Here is a 15,871-nt window from a genome sequence, read left to right as displayed (position 1 = left end):
CTCAGTTGCCCGTGCGGTGTCCATAAGTACGCGGCTTGACGTAATAATCAATAAATGGCGCACATAGATTGGCCAGTAAAACGGCAAAAGCGAAAGCGTCTGGGTAGCCACCATAGGTACGAATAACATAGACCATCACACCTATTAGTGTGCCAAACAACAGGCGTCCTTTAACACTGGTTGCGGCCGTTACAGGGTCAGTTGCGATAAAAAATGCCGCAATCATGGTGGCACCTGAAAATAGCTGCAGTAGTGGACCTACATGAGTATCAGGGCTTAACAGGTAACCAAAACTGCTACAGACGAAGAGTGAACCTAGAATGGCGAAACTGATGTGCCAGCGGATCACTTTTAGCTTCAGCATAATAAGGCCGCCCGCTAGGTAAGCCATGTTGACCCAGAACCAACCTACGCCATAGCCATCGCTGAAAATGGCTTTAGTTAAGCTTTCTGAGGTCGTTAGGCCTAAAGATAGGTCGGTCTTAACAGTATCGAGCGGGGTTGCCATAGCTACGCCGTCAAAACCGAGTTTATAAAGACTTAATTGCTCGGCGCTCATCGAGCCAAATATTGCCTGTAGCGTTAAGCCAATATCCATCGGGTTTTGAGCAATCGCCGTTGGAATTGACCAGCTTGTCATCTGCACCGGGAACGAGATAAGCAGCATGACGTAAGCGGCCATTGCCGGGTTGAAGATATTTTGCCCTAGACCACCGTAAAGCTGCTTAACGAGTACAATCGCAAACAAGGTACCAATCACCACTAACCACCATGGAGCGATAGGCGGTATGGCGACACCAATTAAGATTGCCGTTAATAAGGCGCTGTTATCGCTAATAGTAGAAAGTACCGCGCGTTTTCTTAACGCAAGTACTGCTGCTTCTGCGGTTAATGCAACAACAATAGCCAACATAACTTGTATGAGTACGCCAAAGCCGAAAAAATAACACTGAGCTGCAATACCCGGCAGGGCACATAGAATAACCCGGCGCATCACACTTTGGGTTTGTAGTTGCACCTTTAAATGAGGTGATGAGGCTAACTTAAACGCCATGGTTTATTCCTTCTCCTGCAATTTTTGTTGCATCTTTTTCGCTTTAGCCTTAGCAACCGCTGCGGCGATGCGTGCTTTCTTGGCATCTTCGGCTGACAAAGGTTCAGAAAAATCAGTTTCTGAAGTATCACTGTCTACAGCTTTACTATCTATAGGTTTAATGGCTTGAGCTTCACTAGCCTTCGCTTCTACAGATTGAGCACCTATAGTTTGAGTTTCTGCAGCTTGAGCTTCTACAGTTTTAACATCAGTCGTTAAAGCTAGCTTTTTGGCCTTAGCTTTAGCGACGGCTGCTGCAATGCGTGCTTTCTTGGCATCTTCAGCAGGCAGAGGTTCTGATATCTCACTGTCTATCGTTTCACTAGCCTTCGCTTCTATAGATTGAGCATCTATAGTTTGAGTTTTTGCGGCTTGAACTTCAGTCGTTAAAGCTAGCTTTTTGGCCTTAGCTTTAGCGACGGCTGCTGCAATGCGTGCTTTCTTAGCATCTTCAGCAGGCACAGATTCTGAAGTCTCATGCTCTAAAGTCTCTGAGTTTACGGAGTTACTAGTTTGAGCTTTCTCAGCTTGTGCAGCTTTCTTAGCCTTAGCACGTGCAATCGCTGCGGCTATTTGCGCTTTCTTGTTGTTAGCTTGTATCTCTACAGGCATTTCAACTGGCGCCTCTCGCGCCTCCCCCTTGTCTAAACCGCTGGCTTCACTCTCTTCAGTTGTATTAGTTGTGTCAGCCTGCGCAGCTTTTTTAGCTTTAGCACGGGCAATTGCCGCAGCTATTTGTGCTTTCTTATCTGTTGCTGAAGACTCAGCAGAATCATCTACCGTGTTCATTTCTGTATTGGTAGTTGATTTTTTGGCTTTGGCACGGGCAATCGCTGCTGCAACTTGAGCTTTCTTGTCCGAAGGAGCCTCGGCAGAAGCTGTGACCTCGGCCTGCTGGCTATCGGCAGCTTTCTTAGCTTTAATACGGGCCATGGCCTCGGCAACAGCGTCTCTGTCGCCGCTAGACATACTGCCCTTACGGCGCTCTGCTGCCTCTTTAGCTTTGGCTTCGCGAGCAAGCTTCTCCTCTTCTAGACGCTGTAATCTAGCTTCGAAGCGCTGTTTAGCAAAGTCGGCTTGTTTTTTCTCTTCTGTTTGCGTACGTATCGCTGACTTGGCGATACGGTAGTACTCTACTAATGGGATATCACTTGGGCAAACAAAGCTACAGCAACCGCATTCGATACAGTCGTGTAGGTTAAAGCTTGAGGCTTTATCGTATTCTTCAGCTTTTGCATGCCAAAATAGTTGCTGTGGCAAGAGCAGGCTAGGGCAGACGACGGCGCATTCGCCACAGCGAATACAAGGTTTCTCTGGTTGTTCAGGCGCTATCTCTTCACTGCTCGGTAACAGAACGCAGTTTGTGCCTTTTAACACAGGAGCAGAAATATCGGGTAGCGAGTGACCCATCATAGGCCCACCGATTATGACTTTATCGGTGGCTAAGTCGCCATTAAAACCAAGCTGCTTGAGAATGTGGCTGACTGGCGTACCAATGGGTACCCAATAGTTGCCTGGTGTTTGGCTATTTAAGCCTGTCACTGTGACGACACGGCGTGTCAAAGCATGGCCATTACTGACTGCGTCATGGATGGCGTAAGCCGTACCGACGTTTTGTACTAACATACCGAGCTGGGCAGGAATAGAGCCTGATGGCACTTCTTGGCCAGTTAAGATCTGTATTAGCTGTTTTTCACCACCAGATGGATATTTGGTTGGAACTGCAGTGATCCTGGCGCTATCTGTCACTAACTCGCTGCGATTAAGCGCATGTTGCATCGCTTCAATTGCTTCGGGCTTATTATCCTCGATGGCGATAATGATGCGTTTTGGCTTGAGTAGCTTATGGATAATCGCAATACCAGCAAGGATGTCATCGCTGTGTTCACGCATTAGACGATCGTCAGAGGTAATGTAAGGCTCGCACTCGATACCATTGATAATCACTAGTTCGATGTCACTGGCAGGGCTTAACTTGATATGAGTCGGAAAAGCTGCGCCGCCCAGTCCTGCAATACCTGCTTGCTGGATCTTGCTTAAGATCTCTTGGTTGCTTAAAGATGCAACATCTGCCGTTAGAATCTCTACCGATTCATCTAAGCCATCGGCATCAATTACGCAGCTTAATACCGCAATGCCAGAAGGGTGATTGCTTGGCATAGGCTGAATTTGGCTGATAACACCGGACGTAGGTGCATGCACAGGGCTATAAGCAAAGCTAGTACCCGATGTCAGGCTCTGACCTTTTAGCACTCTATCGCCAACCTTAACCGTGAGTAGGGCGCTGTCGCCAACTTGGGTAAGTGGTAAAACGAATTGACTCGCGAGTGGTAACTCTGAAATCGTCGTTTTGTTTGATAGATTTTTTAATTCTGGAGGATGAACACCACCATGTGAGCGCCAAAGCGTCCCTTTATCAATTTGCTCTAATAAAGTTAACACGGCTTATCCTCTTGCAACTGCTTGACGGGAATGGCATTAAGTTGCCAGTTCCAGGTCTTAGTGGTCTGTTCTACTGGTAGCATATCGATACAATCGACAGGGCAAGGCGCAACACATAGGTCACAGCCCGTACAATAATCGGTAATGACGGTATGCATTAATTTTCCGGAGCCCAAAATCGCGTCGACGGGGCAGGCCTGTATGCACTTTGTACAGCCAATACATTCATCTTCACGTATGTATGCGACCTTTTTTATTTGCACAGCTTCAGTGACATTGAGTGGCTCAGGTTCGACGCCCATAAGATCGGCGAGCTTTTCCATGGTTGCAGCGCCACCAGGAGGACACTTGTTGACTTTGTCGCCATTCGCAATGGCTTCTGCATAGGGGCGACAGCCAGGGTAACCACATTGGCCACACTGGGTTTGTGGTAATAGTGCTTCAATTTGATCTGTTAGGGGGTTGCCTTCAACTTTAAATTTTTCGGCAGCAAAGCCCAGCAATACACCGAATACGAGCGCGAGTATTGTGAGTACAACAATAGCAATGACAATAGCTGACATGTTTATTTAACCAACCCTGTGAATCCCATAAACGCGAGTGACATTAGTCCTGCGGTAACCATAGCAATGGCCCCACCTTTAAAAGGTGTGGGAACATCGGCAGCAGCAAGACGCTCTCGCATGGCAGAGAAAAGAATTAACACTAATGAGAAACCAACCGCAGCACCAAAGCCAAATATGGCAGATTCAATAAAGCCATGCTTTTCATTAATGTTGAGGAGGGCGACACCGAGTACGGCACAGTTAGTGGTAATCAAAGGCAGATAAATACCTAAGGCGCGATGCAAAGATGCACTGGTTTTTTGAACCAGCATCTCGGTGAACTGCACCACAACTGCAATCACAAGAATAAAGCTCATGGTGCGCAGATAGCCGAGATCAAAAGGTAGCAACAGATACTGGTTGACCAAATAACTTAAAATTGAGGCTAGCGTCAGAACAAAAGTCGTCGCCATTGACATGCCGATAGCCGACTCAAGCTTGCTAGATACCCCCATAAAAGGGCAAAGGCCAAGAAATTTTACTAATACGAAGTTGTTGACTAGCACTGTGCCAATCAATAACAGGAGATATTCACTCATCTCTAATCAATTTTTTTAGACAGAATATGTTCCATTATCGGCTTTTCCTAAGCCATTAACAACACATAGAAAGCAAGGATAAAAAGTTTGCTTTATAAATAGTCAGTATTAAGCAGTAGTAAGCGACTTTTCTTCCTTTTTTAACGGGCTAGGTTCCGAAATATAGTAGCCTTGTAAGCCATCAATGAGCAGTTGCTCCATTGCCAACTTGTCTTGCTGCTTTTCTACTCCAGTTGCAATTACTTTTATCCCGAGTTTTCGGGCGATATCTATGATCATTTTAACGAAAAATTTATTGTGTGGATCTTGGGTTATTTCTTGAGTGTAACTAGGATCTAACTTGATATAGTCAGGGCGAACTTCTTTAAAAAGTTTAAATGAAGTAAAGCCTAAACCAAATCGTTCGATAGAGATCCGTGAACCGACACTATGGAGTTCATTAATAAAATGGTAGGTGGCACTAAGATTTGCCTGCATACCAGACTCACTCACCTCAAATACTAATCTAGCTGCGATTTGTCTCTGCCTGCTGAGTATGTTTTTTAACCAAGAAACAAACGATTTATTGGTAGCAGAGGCAGCACTGATGTTGATACCTATAAGCCCGTCTAGATTCGGTGACTGGATAAGCATGCGAAGTGTATTCAAAACGATTAGCTTATCGAGTTCTTCGCTCATGCCGTGACGTTCTGCCATCGCGATGACTGTTGCTGTGGGTAATAGTTTTCCTTGGCTATTATAAAAGCGTGATAGTAGCTCTCGATAGAATTCGACATTATGTCGACATGGACGAATAGGTTGAATGTAGAACCTTATCGCTTTTCGTCTTAAAAGGTCGTTGATCGCCACTTTCCAGCGACTCTCACCAAAAAGCTCACCGCCTGTTAGCTTTTCCTGGATATGGTAGCTGTTAGGGCCTAATGTTTGAGCAATACTGACGGCGGTATCAGCCAGTGTCATTAAAGAGACTGGGTCGCTATCTTGAAGGTAGGGCACTAAGCCGGTATGACCAATAGCTGGAGTGCCAACTTGCTGTTGATATTCATTAAATGCTGTCTTAAGAGCATCGGCTATTCCGGTGGCTTGCTTGATAGCTATATCGGCAATAACAATGGCAAAGTCGGCAGTTGAGATCCGATAAAACTGTGCTTGAGGAATTTCATTAAATGCACACTTAATCTCATTAGCAATGCGAGTAAGATAATCATCCCCCGCTTCTCTACCATGCATCTGATTGATAGAGGCGAGTTCCGTCGCCCTAATAACCATCAAAACACCTTTGCCTTTGTGTTCGGGTTTTCCTATTTCATCAAGTTTTTCGGTAAATAGAGCTCGAGTACCAAAACCTGTGATCGGATCATGAAAAGCGGTTTTGCTTAGTCGTTCATGGGTTTTATGGAATCCATCGATTTTGGCTTTTAAAAGCTGTTTACTGTTATCGAACGTGACTCCTATGCTTTTAAATTCGCCTTTTATACGTGAATTTTCAATTGCACCGAAAGAGAGCTTAGCTAAATTTTCAACACACATTGAAATATAGCGAATACTTCTTTTTTGTCTCATGGTTAATAGTAGGTAAGTGACACTAATCAGTAGGAATGTCGTCCAAATGATAAACAGGACATTTTGAAACCGGGCCACAGTGCTATCAATTGTCGCTAGGTTAGATAGTTTAACTTGTAATCTCCCAGCATCTAAAGCCTGAGTGTGTGGTGATTGAAGGGAAAAAAATTTAGCTAAATTTACTTTCTCTGTTGGAGCTAATTGGCCATGAGTGAAATTATTACCGCTATCCGACGTATCGATATATTGGAAAAATTGAAAGTTAAATTGTTGTGTGAGGGTGTCAAAAAGCGCTTCACCTTTTCCTTGCCATTGCTGCTGTTGCTTGATGGTATTGGCGTATTGATCAAGTTGCAGTTGAGCTTGAGTCGATAATTTTAGCTTTTCATCTTGGTAACTTAAAAAGGTGAGTCCTGAAAAAAGTAAAACTAAAAACAACTGGAAAAGTTTAGAGGTTGTCATAAGAGAGTCCGTTCAACGCACGTCATAACTCGAATTTGTTCGAGTAACACTGGTTTAATTGGAGGCATTATAAACAGATTTAGGGGTTTATTGCAGCGTATTTATAACGGATTAGATTTTAATATGAATGTTTTGGAATTTACAGCTGAGAAGTACAACAGAAGAGGCGAGGTGATGATGAAAAGGTTGGCTCCCCAGACTGGACTCGAACCAGTGACATACGGATTAACAGTCCGCCGTTCTACCAACTGAACTACAGGGGAATCGAATAAACCTTTCAAACATATTGTAGCTAAATTAAAGTGGCTCCCCAGACTGGACTCGAACCAGTGACATACGGATTAACAGTCCGCCGTTCTACCAACTGAACTACAGGGGAATCGAAATACTTTAACTTACTTTAACTAAAGAGTGGCTCCCCAGACTGGACTCGAACCAGTGACATACGGATTAACAGTCCGCCGTTCTACCAACTGAACTACAGGGGAATCGCAATACTTTAATTAACTTTAATAAAAAATGGCTCCCCAGACTGGACTCGAACCAGTGACATACGGATTAACAGTCCGCCGTTCTACCAACTGAACTACAGGGGAATTGCAATATTTTATTAAGACTAAAATGGCTCCCCAGACTGGACTCGAACCAGTGACATACGGATTAACAGTCCGCCGTTCTACCAACTGAACTACAGGGGAATTGCTATTTTAGTTTGACAATAATCTAACCTTATAAAAAGTGGCTCCCCAGACTGGACTCGAACCAGTGACATACGGATTAACAGTCCGCCGTTCTACCAACTGAACTACAGGGGAATTACTTTTTACATTAATTAGATAACTATCTAATTTAACTTAACTTGGCTCCCCAGACTGGACTCGAACCAGTGACATACGGATTAACAGTCCGCCGTTCTACCAACTGAACTACAGGGGAAGCGTTTAAGTTACGTCTCGTTGAAGACGGAGCGCATATTAAATCGCTCTTACAATTGAGTCAACTCGACAAGGGAAAAAAAATGAATTTATATGCTTAAGTGCTCACCTAATACACATAATGCTGGTGAATGCAGCGTTTTTGTTAATATGTGAGCAGTTGCAAATGCAAGTGTATGAGTTAATCGCAATTTTATATCGTTCAGTCGTTAATTCTAGCCCGAATCCTGCAGTGATAATTACAAATGTAGGAAACTTTCAAAAAAACATCAGGTCGTACTTTAGTTGCACTATGCTCTAAAAGCCCCTGTAGATAAGCTTTGTGCGAGTTATCCACTGATTCTGTGGATAAGCCTGTGGGTTAAGTCGAAAAATCATCTTCAAATGCCGATGGATTGGGCATTGAGCTTAAATTGAACGAATTTATTGATTGTTTTTTTTAGCCAATAAAAACAGTGTGATGTAAAAAGCAACAGTTAATTGGGGCAACTTCAAAAGTGTTGCTAAAGTGTAACCGCTTTGTGGGTGATTCTTGTGAATTAAAATGCCGATTCTACAGGCTTTGGTGACAAAGGCATCAATAAGTATGCACTTTAGTCGATGTTGTAAAGTTTCACTTAGCACTAGTATGCCGATATTGATAGTTACATCAGTAACCGTGGCAAGATTGCTCGAACCTCTTCGAGGTATGAGGCGTTTAAGACTTGCCAAAATAGAAACATTAGCCAGACCGCTTCTGGTCGTCGGAGTGTGAGACACAGGCATGTGTTACAAACCTCAATTGGGTGAAGGTATAGAAATATGAAGCAAGGATATGGCTAGTGGTAAACTTAAATATCCATTCAGGTCTTAAAGGAGCCCCCCTGTGCCTTACTATATAGGCTGTAGTTGTAGTCTTGTCATGTTTGATTAGCCTTCTTATATATATGTCGATTGATAAATTCACGATTACGCGCCATTTTTAATCGAATTAGGTTAAAATAATCGCTCATCTTTCTAGGGAAGTATCTGAGTGTCAGAATCTGTATTTCAATTAGAGTCCATGTACAAGCCTGCAGGCGATCAGCCAACGGCCATCAACAAGCTTGTTGAGGGACTCGAGTCCGGCGTTGCTTGCCAGACACTATTAGGTGTTACTGGATCAGGTAAGACTTTCACTGTAGCGAATGTTATCGCAAAAATGTCACGCCCAACCATTATTATGGCGCCCAATAAGACGCTTGCTGCTCAGCTCTACGGGGAGATGAAAGAGTTCTTTCCCCATAACGCCGTCGAATATTTCGTTTCTTACTACGACTATTATCAACCTGAAGCGTATGTTCCTTCAACGGGCACATTTATTGAGAAAGATGCATCGGTGAATGCACACATTGAACAGATGCGCTTATCGGCCACCAAAGCCTTATTAGAGCGAAAAGATGTGGTGCTGATTGCCTCTGTATCGGCGATTTACGGCCTGGGCGATCCTAAAGCTTATATGAAGATGCTGTTACACCTTCGAGAGGGTGGCAATATGGAGCAGCGTGATATCTTAAAGCGCCTCAGTGAGCTGCAATACACCCGTAATGATATTGAACTGCAGCGCGGTACTTATCGAGTACGTGGTGAAGTCATCGATATCTTTCCGGCAGATTCGGACAAAAATGCCATTCGCATCGAGCTGTTTGATGACGAGATAGAGCGCTTAAGCTTATTCGACCCACTTACTGGTCATGTGGTAAAGCGAATCGCTCGGATCACCGTTTATCCTAAGAGTCATTATGTGACGCCTAGAGAATCAATTTTAGCGGCGACAGAAGATATTAAACAAGAGCTCAGAGATCGTAAGAAGCAGCTACTTGAACTCAATAAGCTGATAGAAGAGCAGCGCATAACCGAACGTGTGCAGTACGATGTTGAGATGATGACTGAACTTGGCTACTGCTCTGGCATCGAAAACTACTCCCGATACCTATCTGGGCGAGCTCCCGGCGATGGGCCTCCTACCTTGTTAGACTATCTGCCTGATGATGGTCTGCTGATTATTGATGAGTCACATGTCACAGTGCCGCAAATTGGCGCCATGTATAAAGGTGACCGTTCGAGGAAGATGAACCTTGTTGAGTATGGCTTTCGTCTGCCTTCCGCACTAGACAATCGTCCGCTTAAGTTCGAAGAGTTTGAAGCACTTATGCCACAAAGCATCTTTGTTTCAGCGACGCCAAGTGATTATGAAATTGATAAGTCTGATGGGGAGATTGCCGAGCAGGTTGTGAGACCGACTGGTCTGCTTGATCCTGAGATTGAAGTGAGGCCTGTTGGTATTCAAGTTGATGATTTGCTTTCAGAAATTGGCAAGCGAGTCGCAGTGAATGAGCGTGTGTTAGTCACAACACTGACTAAACGTATGTCTGAAGATCTCAGCGAGTATCTTGATGAGCACGGTGTTAAAGTCAGATATTTGCATTCAGATATTGATACCGTTGAGCGTGTTGAAATCATTCGTGACTTAAGATTGGGTGTATTCGATGTACTTATCGGTATCAACTTGCTACGAGAAGGCTTAGATATGCCTGAGGTATCTTTAGTCTGTATTCTCGATGCCGATAAAGAAGGTTTTTTACGTTCTGAGCGCTCACTTATTCAGACTATCGGTCGTGCGGCGCGAAACATCAACGGTAAGGTGATCCTTTACGGCGATCGAATCACTAAGTCGATGGATAAAGCGATAACTGAAACTAATCGTCGTCGTGAAAAACAGCATCAATACAATTTAGATAATGGCATCACACCTAAAGGTGTGGTTAAGCGCATTACTGATGTTATGGACGTTGGCGATCATCAATATGTCGATAGTGAGCGAGGCGTAGCGGAGAAAGAAGGGGGTTACCATGTGGCTAAACCTGCAGACATCAGCCATGACATTGATAGGCTTGAAAAGCAGATGCATGAGCATGCTAAGAACCTAGAGTTTGAAGAAGCTGCAGCTGTTCGCGATCAAGTCAGCCGACTCAGAGAGCAGTTTATAAAGGCTTAGTGATAATAAGCTTTTAATTAAAATCATTAATTAAAAAAGGAGAGCCAGTTAAACTTGCTCTCCTTTTTGATTATTAACCATGAATCACTTATTTCTGAGGACGAGTTTTGGCTCGAAAATGTTTGAAAGCTAAAATTGAGCCGACACAGCTAAGCCCACTGATAAGTCCCACTAAATGGGCTTCAGTTGCCACTCTGGCGTCGATGAGCTGAGTCATCTCAATGCTTGCACCAAAGTATTGCTCGTAGGCGACTTTTAGGAATACCCCTAATAGCAGTAGGTAACCTGATTTTAATCCATTGCGAATATCCAACACCGCGCCATATGTAAAGAGTCCATGCAGCATGCCGCTTAAACCGACATAACCGATAAGACTTGGATAAAACACCAGTAAGCCGATCCCTTGCATAAGGCATAGTATGAAGAAGAGCACACTAAACCCTTTGGCTTGGTAGTGTTGCTCATGTAGCGCTAATATCACCCATAAACCCGCTAAGTTCATATATAGGTGCCATGCATTAGTGTGCAGTAAATTACCGGTTAGTAACCTCCACCACTGTCCATCGAGGATGAGCACTCGCTGATAGGCCAGTAAAGCGTCAAGTTGCAAATAAAAAAAACAGACACAAACTAGGGTGATGACCAGCGCGACCCCATAGGGGCTATTAGCCCCTAATTTGAGTTTTAGCATTTAGCCGTAAGTCTTGCTTGTATCGCCTCTTTATCGGCTAGGTACTCTTCAAGCCCACGCTTTCTTAATAGGCAGGCTGGGCAGGTACCGCAACCATCACCTTTAATTCCGTTATAACAAGTTAGCGTCTCATCACGGATTAGATCTAAGCTTTGGTATTTATCCGCTAAAGCCCAAGTTTCAGCTTTATCTAACCACATTAAAGGCGTTTGAATGGTTAGCTTTTTGTCCATACCTTGCTCAAGTGCCGCTTGCATCGCTTTTACAAAGTCATTACGACAATCGGGATAGCCTGAGAAGTCTGTTTCACACACACCAGTAATAACAACATCGGCACCAAGCTGATAGGCATAGATCCCAGCGAGCGTTAGAAACAGAATGTTTCTCCCTGGAACGAAGGTATTTGGTAGGCCGTTATCCATTAAATCATTGGAGACCGGAATGGAGTCACGGGTGAGCGCTGAGATGGCTAATTCATTGAGTAGAGTTACGTCCATCACCTTGTGACTAGCCAATTTAAGCTTGCTAGCCAGTGTTTTGGCAATTTCGATCTCTTCTCTATGTCTTTGTCCATAATCGAAGGTGATCCCGTGGACCTCATCAAAATGTTGAAGGGCTTGGATGAGGCAGGTTGTCGAATCTTGACCACCACTAAAAACTACAACGGCTTTTGACATAATTAAGCTTTAATCTTTCAATAAATAAGACTGAGTAGTTTAGCTCAGCTGTGAATGCTTTTAAACTACTTGCGACTCTGAGTAAAATCTACTATAAATGCCGCCCAGCTAATCAAGAGGTCAGATAATGAAATATCCAGTTAATGAAGTGTTTGAAACAATACAAGGCGAGGGGACTCATACTGGAGTGCCAGCCATTTTTGTTAGACTTCAAGGCTGTCCTGTTGGTTGCTCTTGGTGCGACACTAAGCAGACTTGGGAATTGCTCGAGGATAATCGAGTTGCACCGGACTTAGTTATTCAAGTCGATGGAACTGTGGGTCGTTGGTCGGAGTTAACTGTAGAGCAGTTAGTCAGTGCGTTTGAAGACAAGGGCTTTACCGCCAAGCTTGTTGTGATCACAGGCGGTGAACCTTGCTTATATGACTTGAGCGAATTAACTCAATATCTCCATGCCCAAGGTTATCAAACGCAGATTGAGACCAGTGGAACCTTCGATGTGCTTTGTCATCCAGATACTTGGGTAACGGTATCACCAAAAGTGAACATGAAAGGCGGATATGCTGTATTAGCTCAGGCACTTAATCGTGCTAATGAGATTAAGCATCCAGTAGCGACGCAAAAGCACATCGATGAGTTAGATCTCCTGCTTGAAGACATTAACTTAACCGGTAAAACCGTCTGTTTACAACCCATTAGCCAGATACCTCGTGCGACAGAGTTGGCGATGAAGACCTGTATTGAGCGTAACTGGCGTTTATCGGTTCAAACTCATAAGTACTTAAATATTGACTAGAGTACGCTCAACACATGCTATATGACTTAGACAGCAATTAATTCGCCCGAATTGGCTGCAATAGTTTAAATAACAAGCCCTTGATTCTTACGAACTCAAGGGCTTTTTTATCTGACAGGCTTATTTCAAACTTGGGCAATTTAATACACAAGTCGCGCTAAAATGTGCTAAAGCATCTTCATAGTCGCTAAGATCGCCGATATTCTCTTTGATCCACTCATTGTTGTAATAAGTGTCTAAATAGCGTTCACCCGAGTCACAAATAAGAGTGACGATAGAGCCTGTCTCACCTTTAGCAGCCATTTCACTTGCGAGCTGTAGGGCACCGTAAAGGTTGGTGCCAGTAGATGCGCCTGTCTTACGGCCAATAATGTTCTCTAGCCAATTGATAGTAGCGACCGATGCCGGATCTGGGATCTTACGCATCTCATCAACTACTCCTGGAATAAATGACGGTTCGGCGCGGGGTCTGCCAATGCCTTCGATCTTACTACCATTCGCACAACTAACGTTTTTATCACCGGTGTTGAAGTAATCAAAGAAAACGGAGTTTTCAGGGTCGACCACACACAGTTTGGTCGTTAATCTTTGATAGCGGATATAGCGACCGATTGTTGCCGAGGTTCCGCCCGTTCCTGGACTCATTACAATCCATGTGGGAATCGAATATTGCTCTTTTTCCATCTGGTTAAAGATAGAGTTAGCAATATTGTTGTTTCCTCGCCAATCCGTTGCGCGCTCGGCATAGGTGAACTGATCCATGTAATGGCCGTCGAGTTGCTGAGCGAGACGTTCAGACTCGGCATAGATCTTACTCGAGTGATCGACAAAGTGGCATTGACCGCCATAAAACTCAATTTGCTGGATTTTCTTCTTAGCTGTGGTACTTGGCATGACGGCAATAAATGGCAAACCCAGTAGTCGTGCGAAATAGGCTTCTGATACGGCAGTACTGCCAGAAGATGATTCTATAACTGTAGTGCCTTCCTTTATCCAGCCGTTACACAGAGCATAAAGAAAGAGTGAGCGAGCGAGACGGTGTTTTAAACTTCCTGTTGGGTGAGTACTTTCATCTTTTAGGTAAATATCAATACCATTTAAGCCAGGCGTATCTAGCTTGATCAGATGCGTGTCTGCACTTCGTTGAAAGTCAGCTTCAATTTTTTCGATTGCTTGATTTACCCAAGTATTAGTCACTTTATCGCCTCTGATTAAAACATTGATTTTAAATCATAGTGAAAATATGAGATGAATGGTACTAATAAAAGGATTTGATACTACTTGTCAAAGAAATGTAAATGCATGATTAATAAATATTTATTGAAGCAGCAATTGATATTTGTTTGAGTTATAAGGCGATTAACAGAATAGTTTTTAAGTTATAACTAGGTTTAAATGGATATTTATCTGAATTGATTATTGTAGTAGGGAAGAATTGTTACAGAGTTAAACTAACGCAGACTGAACTAATGAGAGAGCAGACTAAGAGTAGGAGAGAGTAAGTTTAAGAAGTGGTGGAGGGAGAAGGATTCGAACCTTCGAAGGCTGAGCCGTCAGATTTACAGTCTGATCCCTTTGGCCACTCGGGAACCCCTCCACATTTTCTTACTTCATGTTGCTCACAATATTGGCCTATTGTGTTTGTTACTTTTTACTCTAATTTACTTCAAAACTGCTAATACATAGTACTAGTGAGTTAAGAAGTGGTGGAGGGAGAAGGATTCGAACCTTCGAAGGCTGAGCCGTCAGATTTACAGTCTGATCCCTTTGGCCACTCGGGAACCCCTCCACATTTTCTTACTTCATGTTGCTCACAATATTGGCCTATTGTGTTTACTACTTTTTACTTTAATTTACTTCAAAACTGCTAATACATAGTACTAGTAAGTTAAGAAGTGGTGGAGGGAGAAGGATTCGAACCTTCGAAGGCTGAGCCGTCAGATTTACAGTCTGATCCCTTTGGCCACTCGGGAACCCCTCCACATTTTCTTACTTCATCTTGCACACAATATTGGCCTATTGTGTTTGTTACTTTGTACGTCTTACATTCAACTCGTAAATAGAAATGGTGGAGGGAGAAGGATTCGAACCTTCGAAGGCTGAGCCGTCAGATTTACAGTCTGATCCCTTTGGCCACTCGGGAACCCCTCCACGAATATCTTTCTACAAATTGTGCGCAAATGGTGGAGGGAGAAGGATTCGAACCTTCGAAGGCTGAGCCGTCAGATTTACAGTCTGATCCCTTTGGCCACTCGGGAACCCCTCCTCAATTGCGGCGGCTATAGTAGTCAGAAAAAAAATTCCTGTAAAGCCAAAATTTGAAATAAACCCTAAAGAACGGACTGTTTGGTCAATTAACTGACAACGAGTTGTTTTGTAGATGTATTCTTGCTCAATGTGATTATTAATTAGCTAGTTACTAAAACAATTGCTATGAGTTTAGAAACTACTGGCCAATGTAATTGAATCCGAAATAAAGCCTAAAGTAATGACTCATCGGGTCGATAAGGTTTTAACAGTTTGTTTTATTGGTTTATTTTTATTCACAATGAGTGTTATACAGTTAGAAAGTACATTAGTTAACGAATCCCAGTTGGGATCGAGACTCAATCACGCAGTCGGTTCAAACCGACGAGGGGAATTTGGGTTACTGCTTTCTATGCTTTCGGAAGATGCGCGTGATATGGCGCAATTTCAGACTCCAGGGCATCTTTGCGATGACCTGCGCACAAAGTTTGAACTTCCCGCTCCTCAGAAGCTACTCGGGCTACTCGATAGTGACCATAGCGTGACAGATAACAGTAAGACGTACCAATTAAATGGGCCTACGGCTTTTCGTTTGGCTAACGCATTAAACGAAGAAGCCATAGTGATCCGTCACAATGAGCCATTAGGAATGCAAGAGGTGTTAGCTAACTGTGCACTCTCTACTCGCCAACGCTATCGTCAGGTGTCGACAAAAGCAAAGGTGGAATTGATGCATTTTGGCGATCAATTACTCATGCAACGTAAAATGAGCGAATTAATAGCTCAAGCTTGATGATGATCCTGC

At 43.6% G+C, this 15,871-nt stretch carries 11 protein-coding genes and 12 tRNA genes; 3 read left to right on the top strand and 20 right to left on the bottom strand.

Annotated elements, in window-relative coordinates:
* Position 1: 1 nt before the first annotated feature.
* The 12 genes from rsxD to SPEA_RS12420 all read right to left on the bottom strand — a co-directional run bounded on the left by rsxD (position 2) and on the right by SPEA_RS12420 (position 7,640).
* Positions 2 to 1,054: an electron transport complex subunit RsxD gene (gene rsxD, locus SPEA_RS12475; protein WP_012155590.1), complete on the bottom strand. Its 1,053-nt coding sequence runs from the start codon at positions 1,052 to 1,054 to the stop codon at positions 2 to 4.
* A gap of 3 nt (positions 1,055 to 1,057) precedes the next feature.
* Complete coding sequence (rsxC, locus tag SPEA_RS12470) at positions 1,058 to 3,535, bottom strand: electron transport complex subunit RsxC (RefSeq protein ID WP_012155589.1); 2,478 nt, start codon at positions 3,533 to 3,535, stop codon at positions 1,058 to 1,060.
* The gene (rsxB, locus tag SPEA_RS12465; RefSeq protein WP_012155588.1) at positions 3,529 to 4,098 is read right to left on the bottom strand and encodes an electron transport complex subunit RsxB; all 570 of its coding nucleotides are present in this window, start codon (positions 4,096 to 4,098) and stop codon (positions 3,529 to 3,531) included. Before rsxB ends, rsxC begins: the two co-directional genes overlap by 7 nt.
* Before the next feature lie 2 nt (positions 4,099 to 4,100).
* A complete protein-coding gene (gene rsxA / locus SPEA_RS12460; RefSeq protein ID WP_012155587.1) occupies positions 4,101 to 4,679 on the bottom strand; it encodes an electron transport complex subunit RsxA in 579 nt (192 codons plus the stop codon).
* Positions 4,680 to 4,787: 108 nt separating this feature from the next.
* Positions 4,788 to 6,704 carry an EAL domain-containing protein gene (locus SPEA_RS12455; protein WP_012155586.1) on the bottom strand — a complete coding sequence of 639 codons (1,917 nt, stop codon included), beginning with the start codon at positions 6,702 to 6,704 and terminating at the stop codon, positions 4,788 to 4,790.
* A 187-nt stretch (positions 6,705 to 6,891) separates the two neighbouring features.
* A tRNA-Asn gene (locus tag SPEA_RS12450) sits at positions 6,892 to 6,967 on the bottom strand.
* Between the two features lie 40 nt (positions 6,968 to 7,007).
* Positions 7,008 to 7,083 (bottom strand) — tRNA-Asn (locus tag SPEA_RS12445).
* 33 nt (positions 7,084 to 7,116) lie between these two features.
* Positions 7,117 to 7,192: transfer RNA gene (locus SPEA_RS12440), tRNA-Asn, on the bottom strand.
* Between the two features lie 32 nt (positions 7,193 to 7,224).
* Positions 7,225 to 7,300: transfer RNA gene (locus tag SPEA_RS12435), tRNA-Asn, on the bottom strand.
* Between the two features lie 26 nt (positions 7,301 to 7,326).
* Positions 7,327 to 7,402 (bottom strand) — tRNA-Asn (locus SPEA_RS12430).
* A gap of 41 nt (positions 7,403 to 7,443) precedes the next feature.
* Positions 7,444 to 7,519 (bottom strand) — tRNA-Asn (locus SPEA_RS12425).
* Between the two features lie 45 nt (positions 7,520 to 7,564).
* Positions 7,565 to 7,640 (bottom strand) — tRNA-Asn (locus tag SPEA_RS12420).
* Between the two features lie 1,011 nt (positions 7,641 to 8,651).
* Here SPEA_RS12420 and uvrB point away from each other — a divergent pair.
* The gene (uvrB, locus tag SPEA_RS12410) at positions 8,652 to 10,655 is read left to right on the top strand and encodes an excinuclease ABC subunit UvrB (protein ID WP_012155585.1); all 2,004 of its coding nucleotides are present in this window, start codon (positions 8,652 to 8,654) and stop codon (positions 10,653 to 10,655) included.
* 88 nt (positions 10,656 to 10,743) lie between these two features.
* Here the strand turns inward: uvrB and rrtA are convergent, their stop codons facing one another.
* The gene (gene rrtA, locus SPEA_RS12405) at positions 10,744 to 11,346 is read right to left on the bottom strand and encodes a rhombosortase (protein WP_012155584.1); all 603 of its coding nucleotides are present in this window, start codon (positions 11,344 to 11,346) and stop codon (positions 10,744 to 10,746) included.
* Positions 11,340 to 12,023, bottom strand: a complete 684-nt coding sequence (queC, locus tag SPEA_RS12400) for a 7-cyano-7-deazaguanine synthase QueC (protein WP_012155583.1) — start codon at positions 12,021 to 12,023, stop codon at positions 11,340 to 11,342. Before queC ends, rrtA begins: the two co-directional genes overlap by 7 nt.
* A 127-nt stretch (positions 12,024 to 12,150) precedes the next feature.
* On the opposite strand from queC, the gene queE reads away from it, so the two are divergent.
* On the top strand, positions 12,151 to 12,819 hold the full coding sequence (queE, locus tag SPEA_RS12395; RefSeq protein ID WP_012155582.1) for a 7-carboxy-7-deazaguanine synthase QueE: 669 nt from the start codon (positions 12,151 to 12,153) through the stop codon (positions 12,817 to 12,819).
* Positions 12,820 to 12,939: 120 nt separating this feature from the next.
* On the opposite strand, the gene SPEA_RS12390 is transcribed toward queE, so the two are convergent.
* From SPEA_RS12390 to SPEA_RS12365, 6 genes are all read right to left on the bottom strand, one after another.
* Positions 12,940 to 14,016, bottom strand: coding sequence for a PLP-dependent cysteine synthase family protein (locus SPEA_RS12390; protein ID WP_012155581.1), 1,077 nt, complete (start codon positions 14,014 to 14,016; stop codon positions 12,940 to 12,942).
* Between the two features lie 315 nt (positions 14,017 to 14,331).
* A tRNA-Tyr gene (locus tag SPEA_RS12385) sits at positions 14,332 to 14,416 on the bottom strand.
* Between the two features lie 107 nt (positions 14,417 to 14,523).
* A tRNA-Tyr gene (locus tag SPEA_RS12380) sits at positions 14,524 to 14,608 on the bottom strand.
* 107 nt (positions 14,609 to 14,715) lie between these two features.
* Positions 14,716 to 14,800: transfer RNA gene (locus tag SPEA_RS12375), tRNA-Tyr, on the bottom strand.
* An 85-nt stretch (positions 14,801 to 14,885) separates the two neighbouring features.
* Positions 14,886 to 14,970: transfer RNA gene (locus SPEA_RS12370), tRNA-Tyr, on the bottom strand.
* A 30-nt stretch (positions 14,971 to 15,000) separates the two neighbouring features.
* A tRNA-Tyr gene (locus SPEA_RS12365) sits at positions 15,001 to 15,085 on the bottom strand.
* A gap of 282 nt (positions 15,086 to 15,367) precedes the next feature.
* Between SPEA_RS12365 and SPEA_RS12360 the strand changes: the two genes are divergently transcribed.
* Positions 15,368 to 15,859 (top strand): VC2046/SO_2500 family protein, encoded by a 492-nt coding sequence (locus tag SPEA_RS12360; protein ID WP_150102228.1) that lies wholly within the window; start codon positions 15,368 to 15,370, stop codon positions 15,857 to 15,859.
* Positions 15,860 to 15,871: the final 12 nt, after the last annotated feature.

This window comes from Shewanella pealeana ATCC 700345, from assembly GCF_000018285.1.
In the GTDB taxonomy this organism is placed as follows: Bacteria; Pseudomonadota; Gammaproteobacteria; order Enterobacterales; family Shewanellaceae; genus Shewanella; species Shewanella pealeana.
Note: the sequence above shows the minus strand (reverse complement) of the source record. Positions and strands in the feature narration are given on the sequence as shown.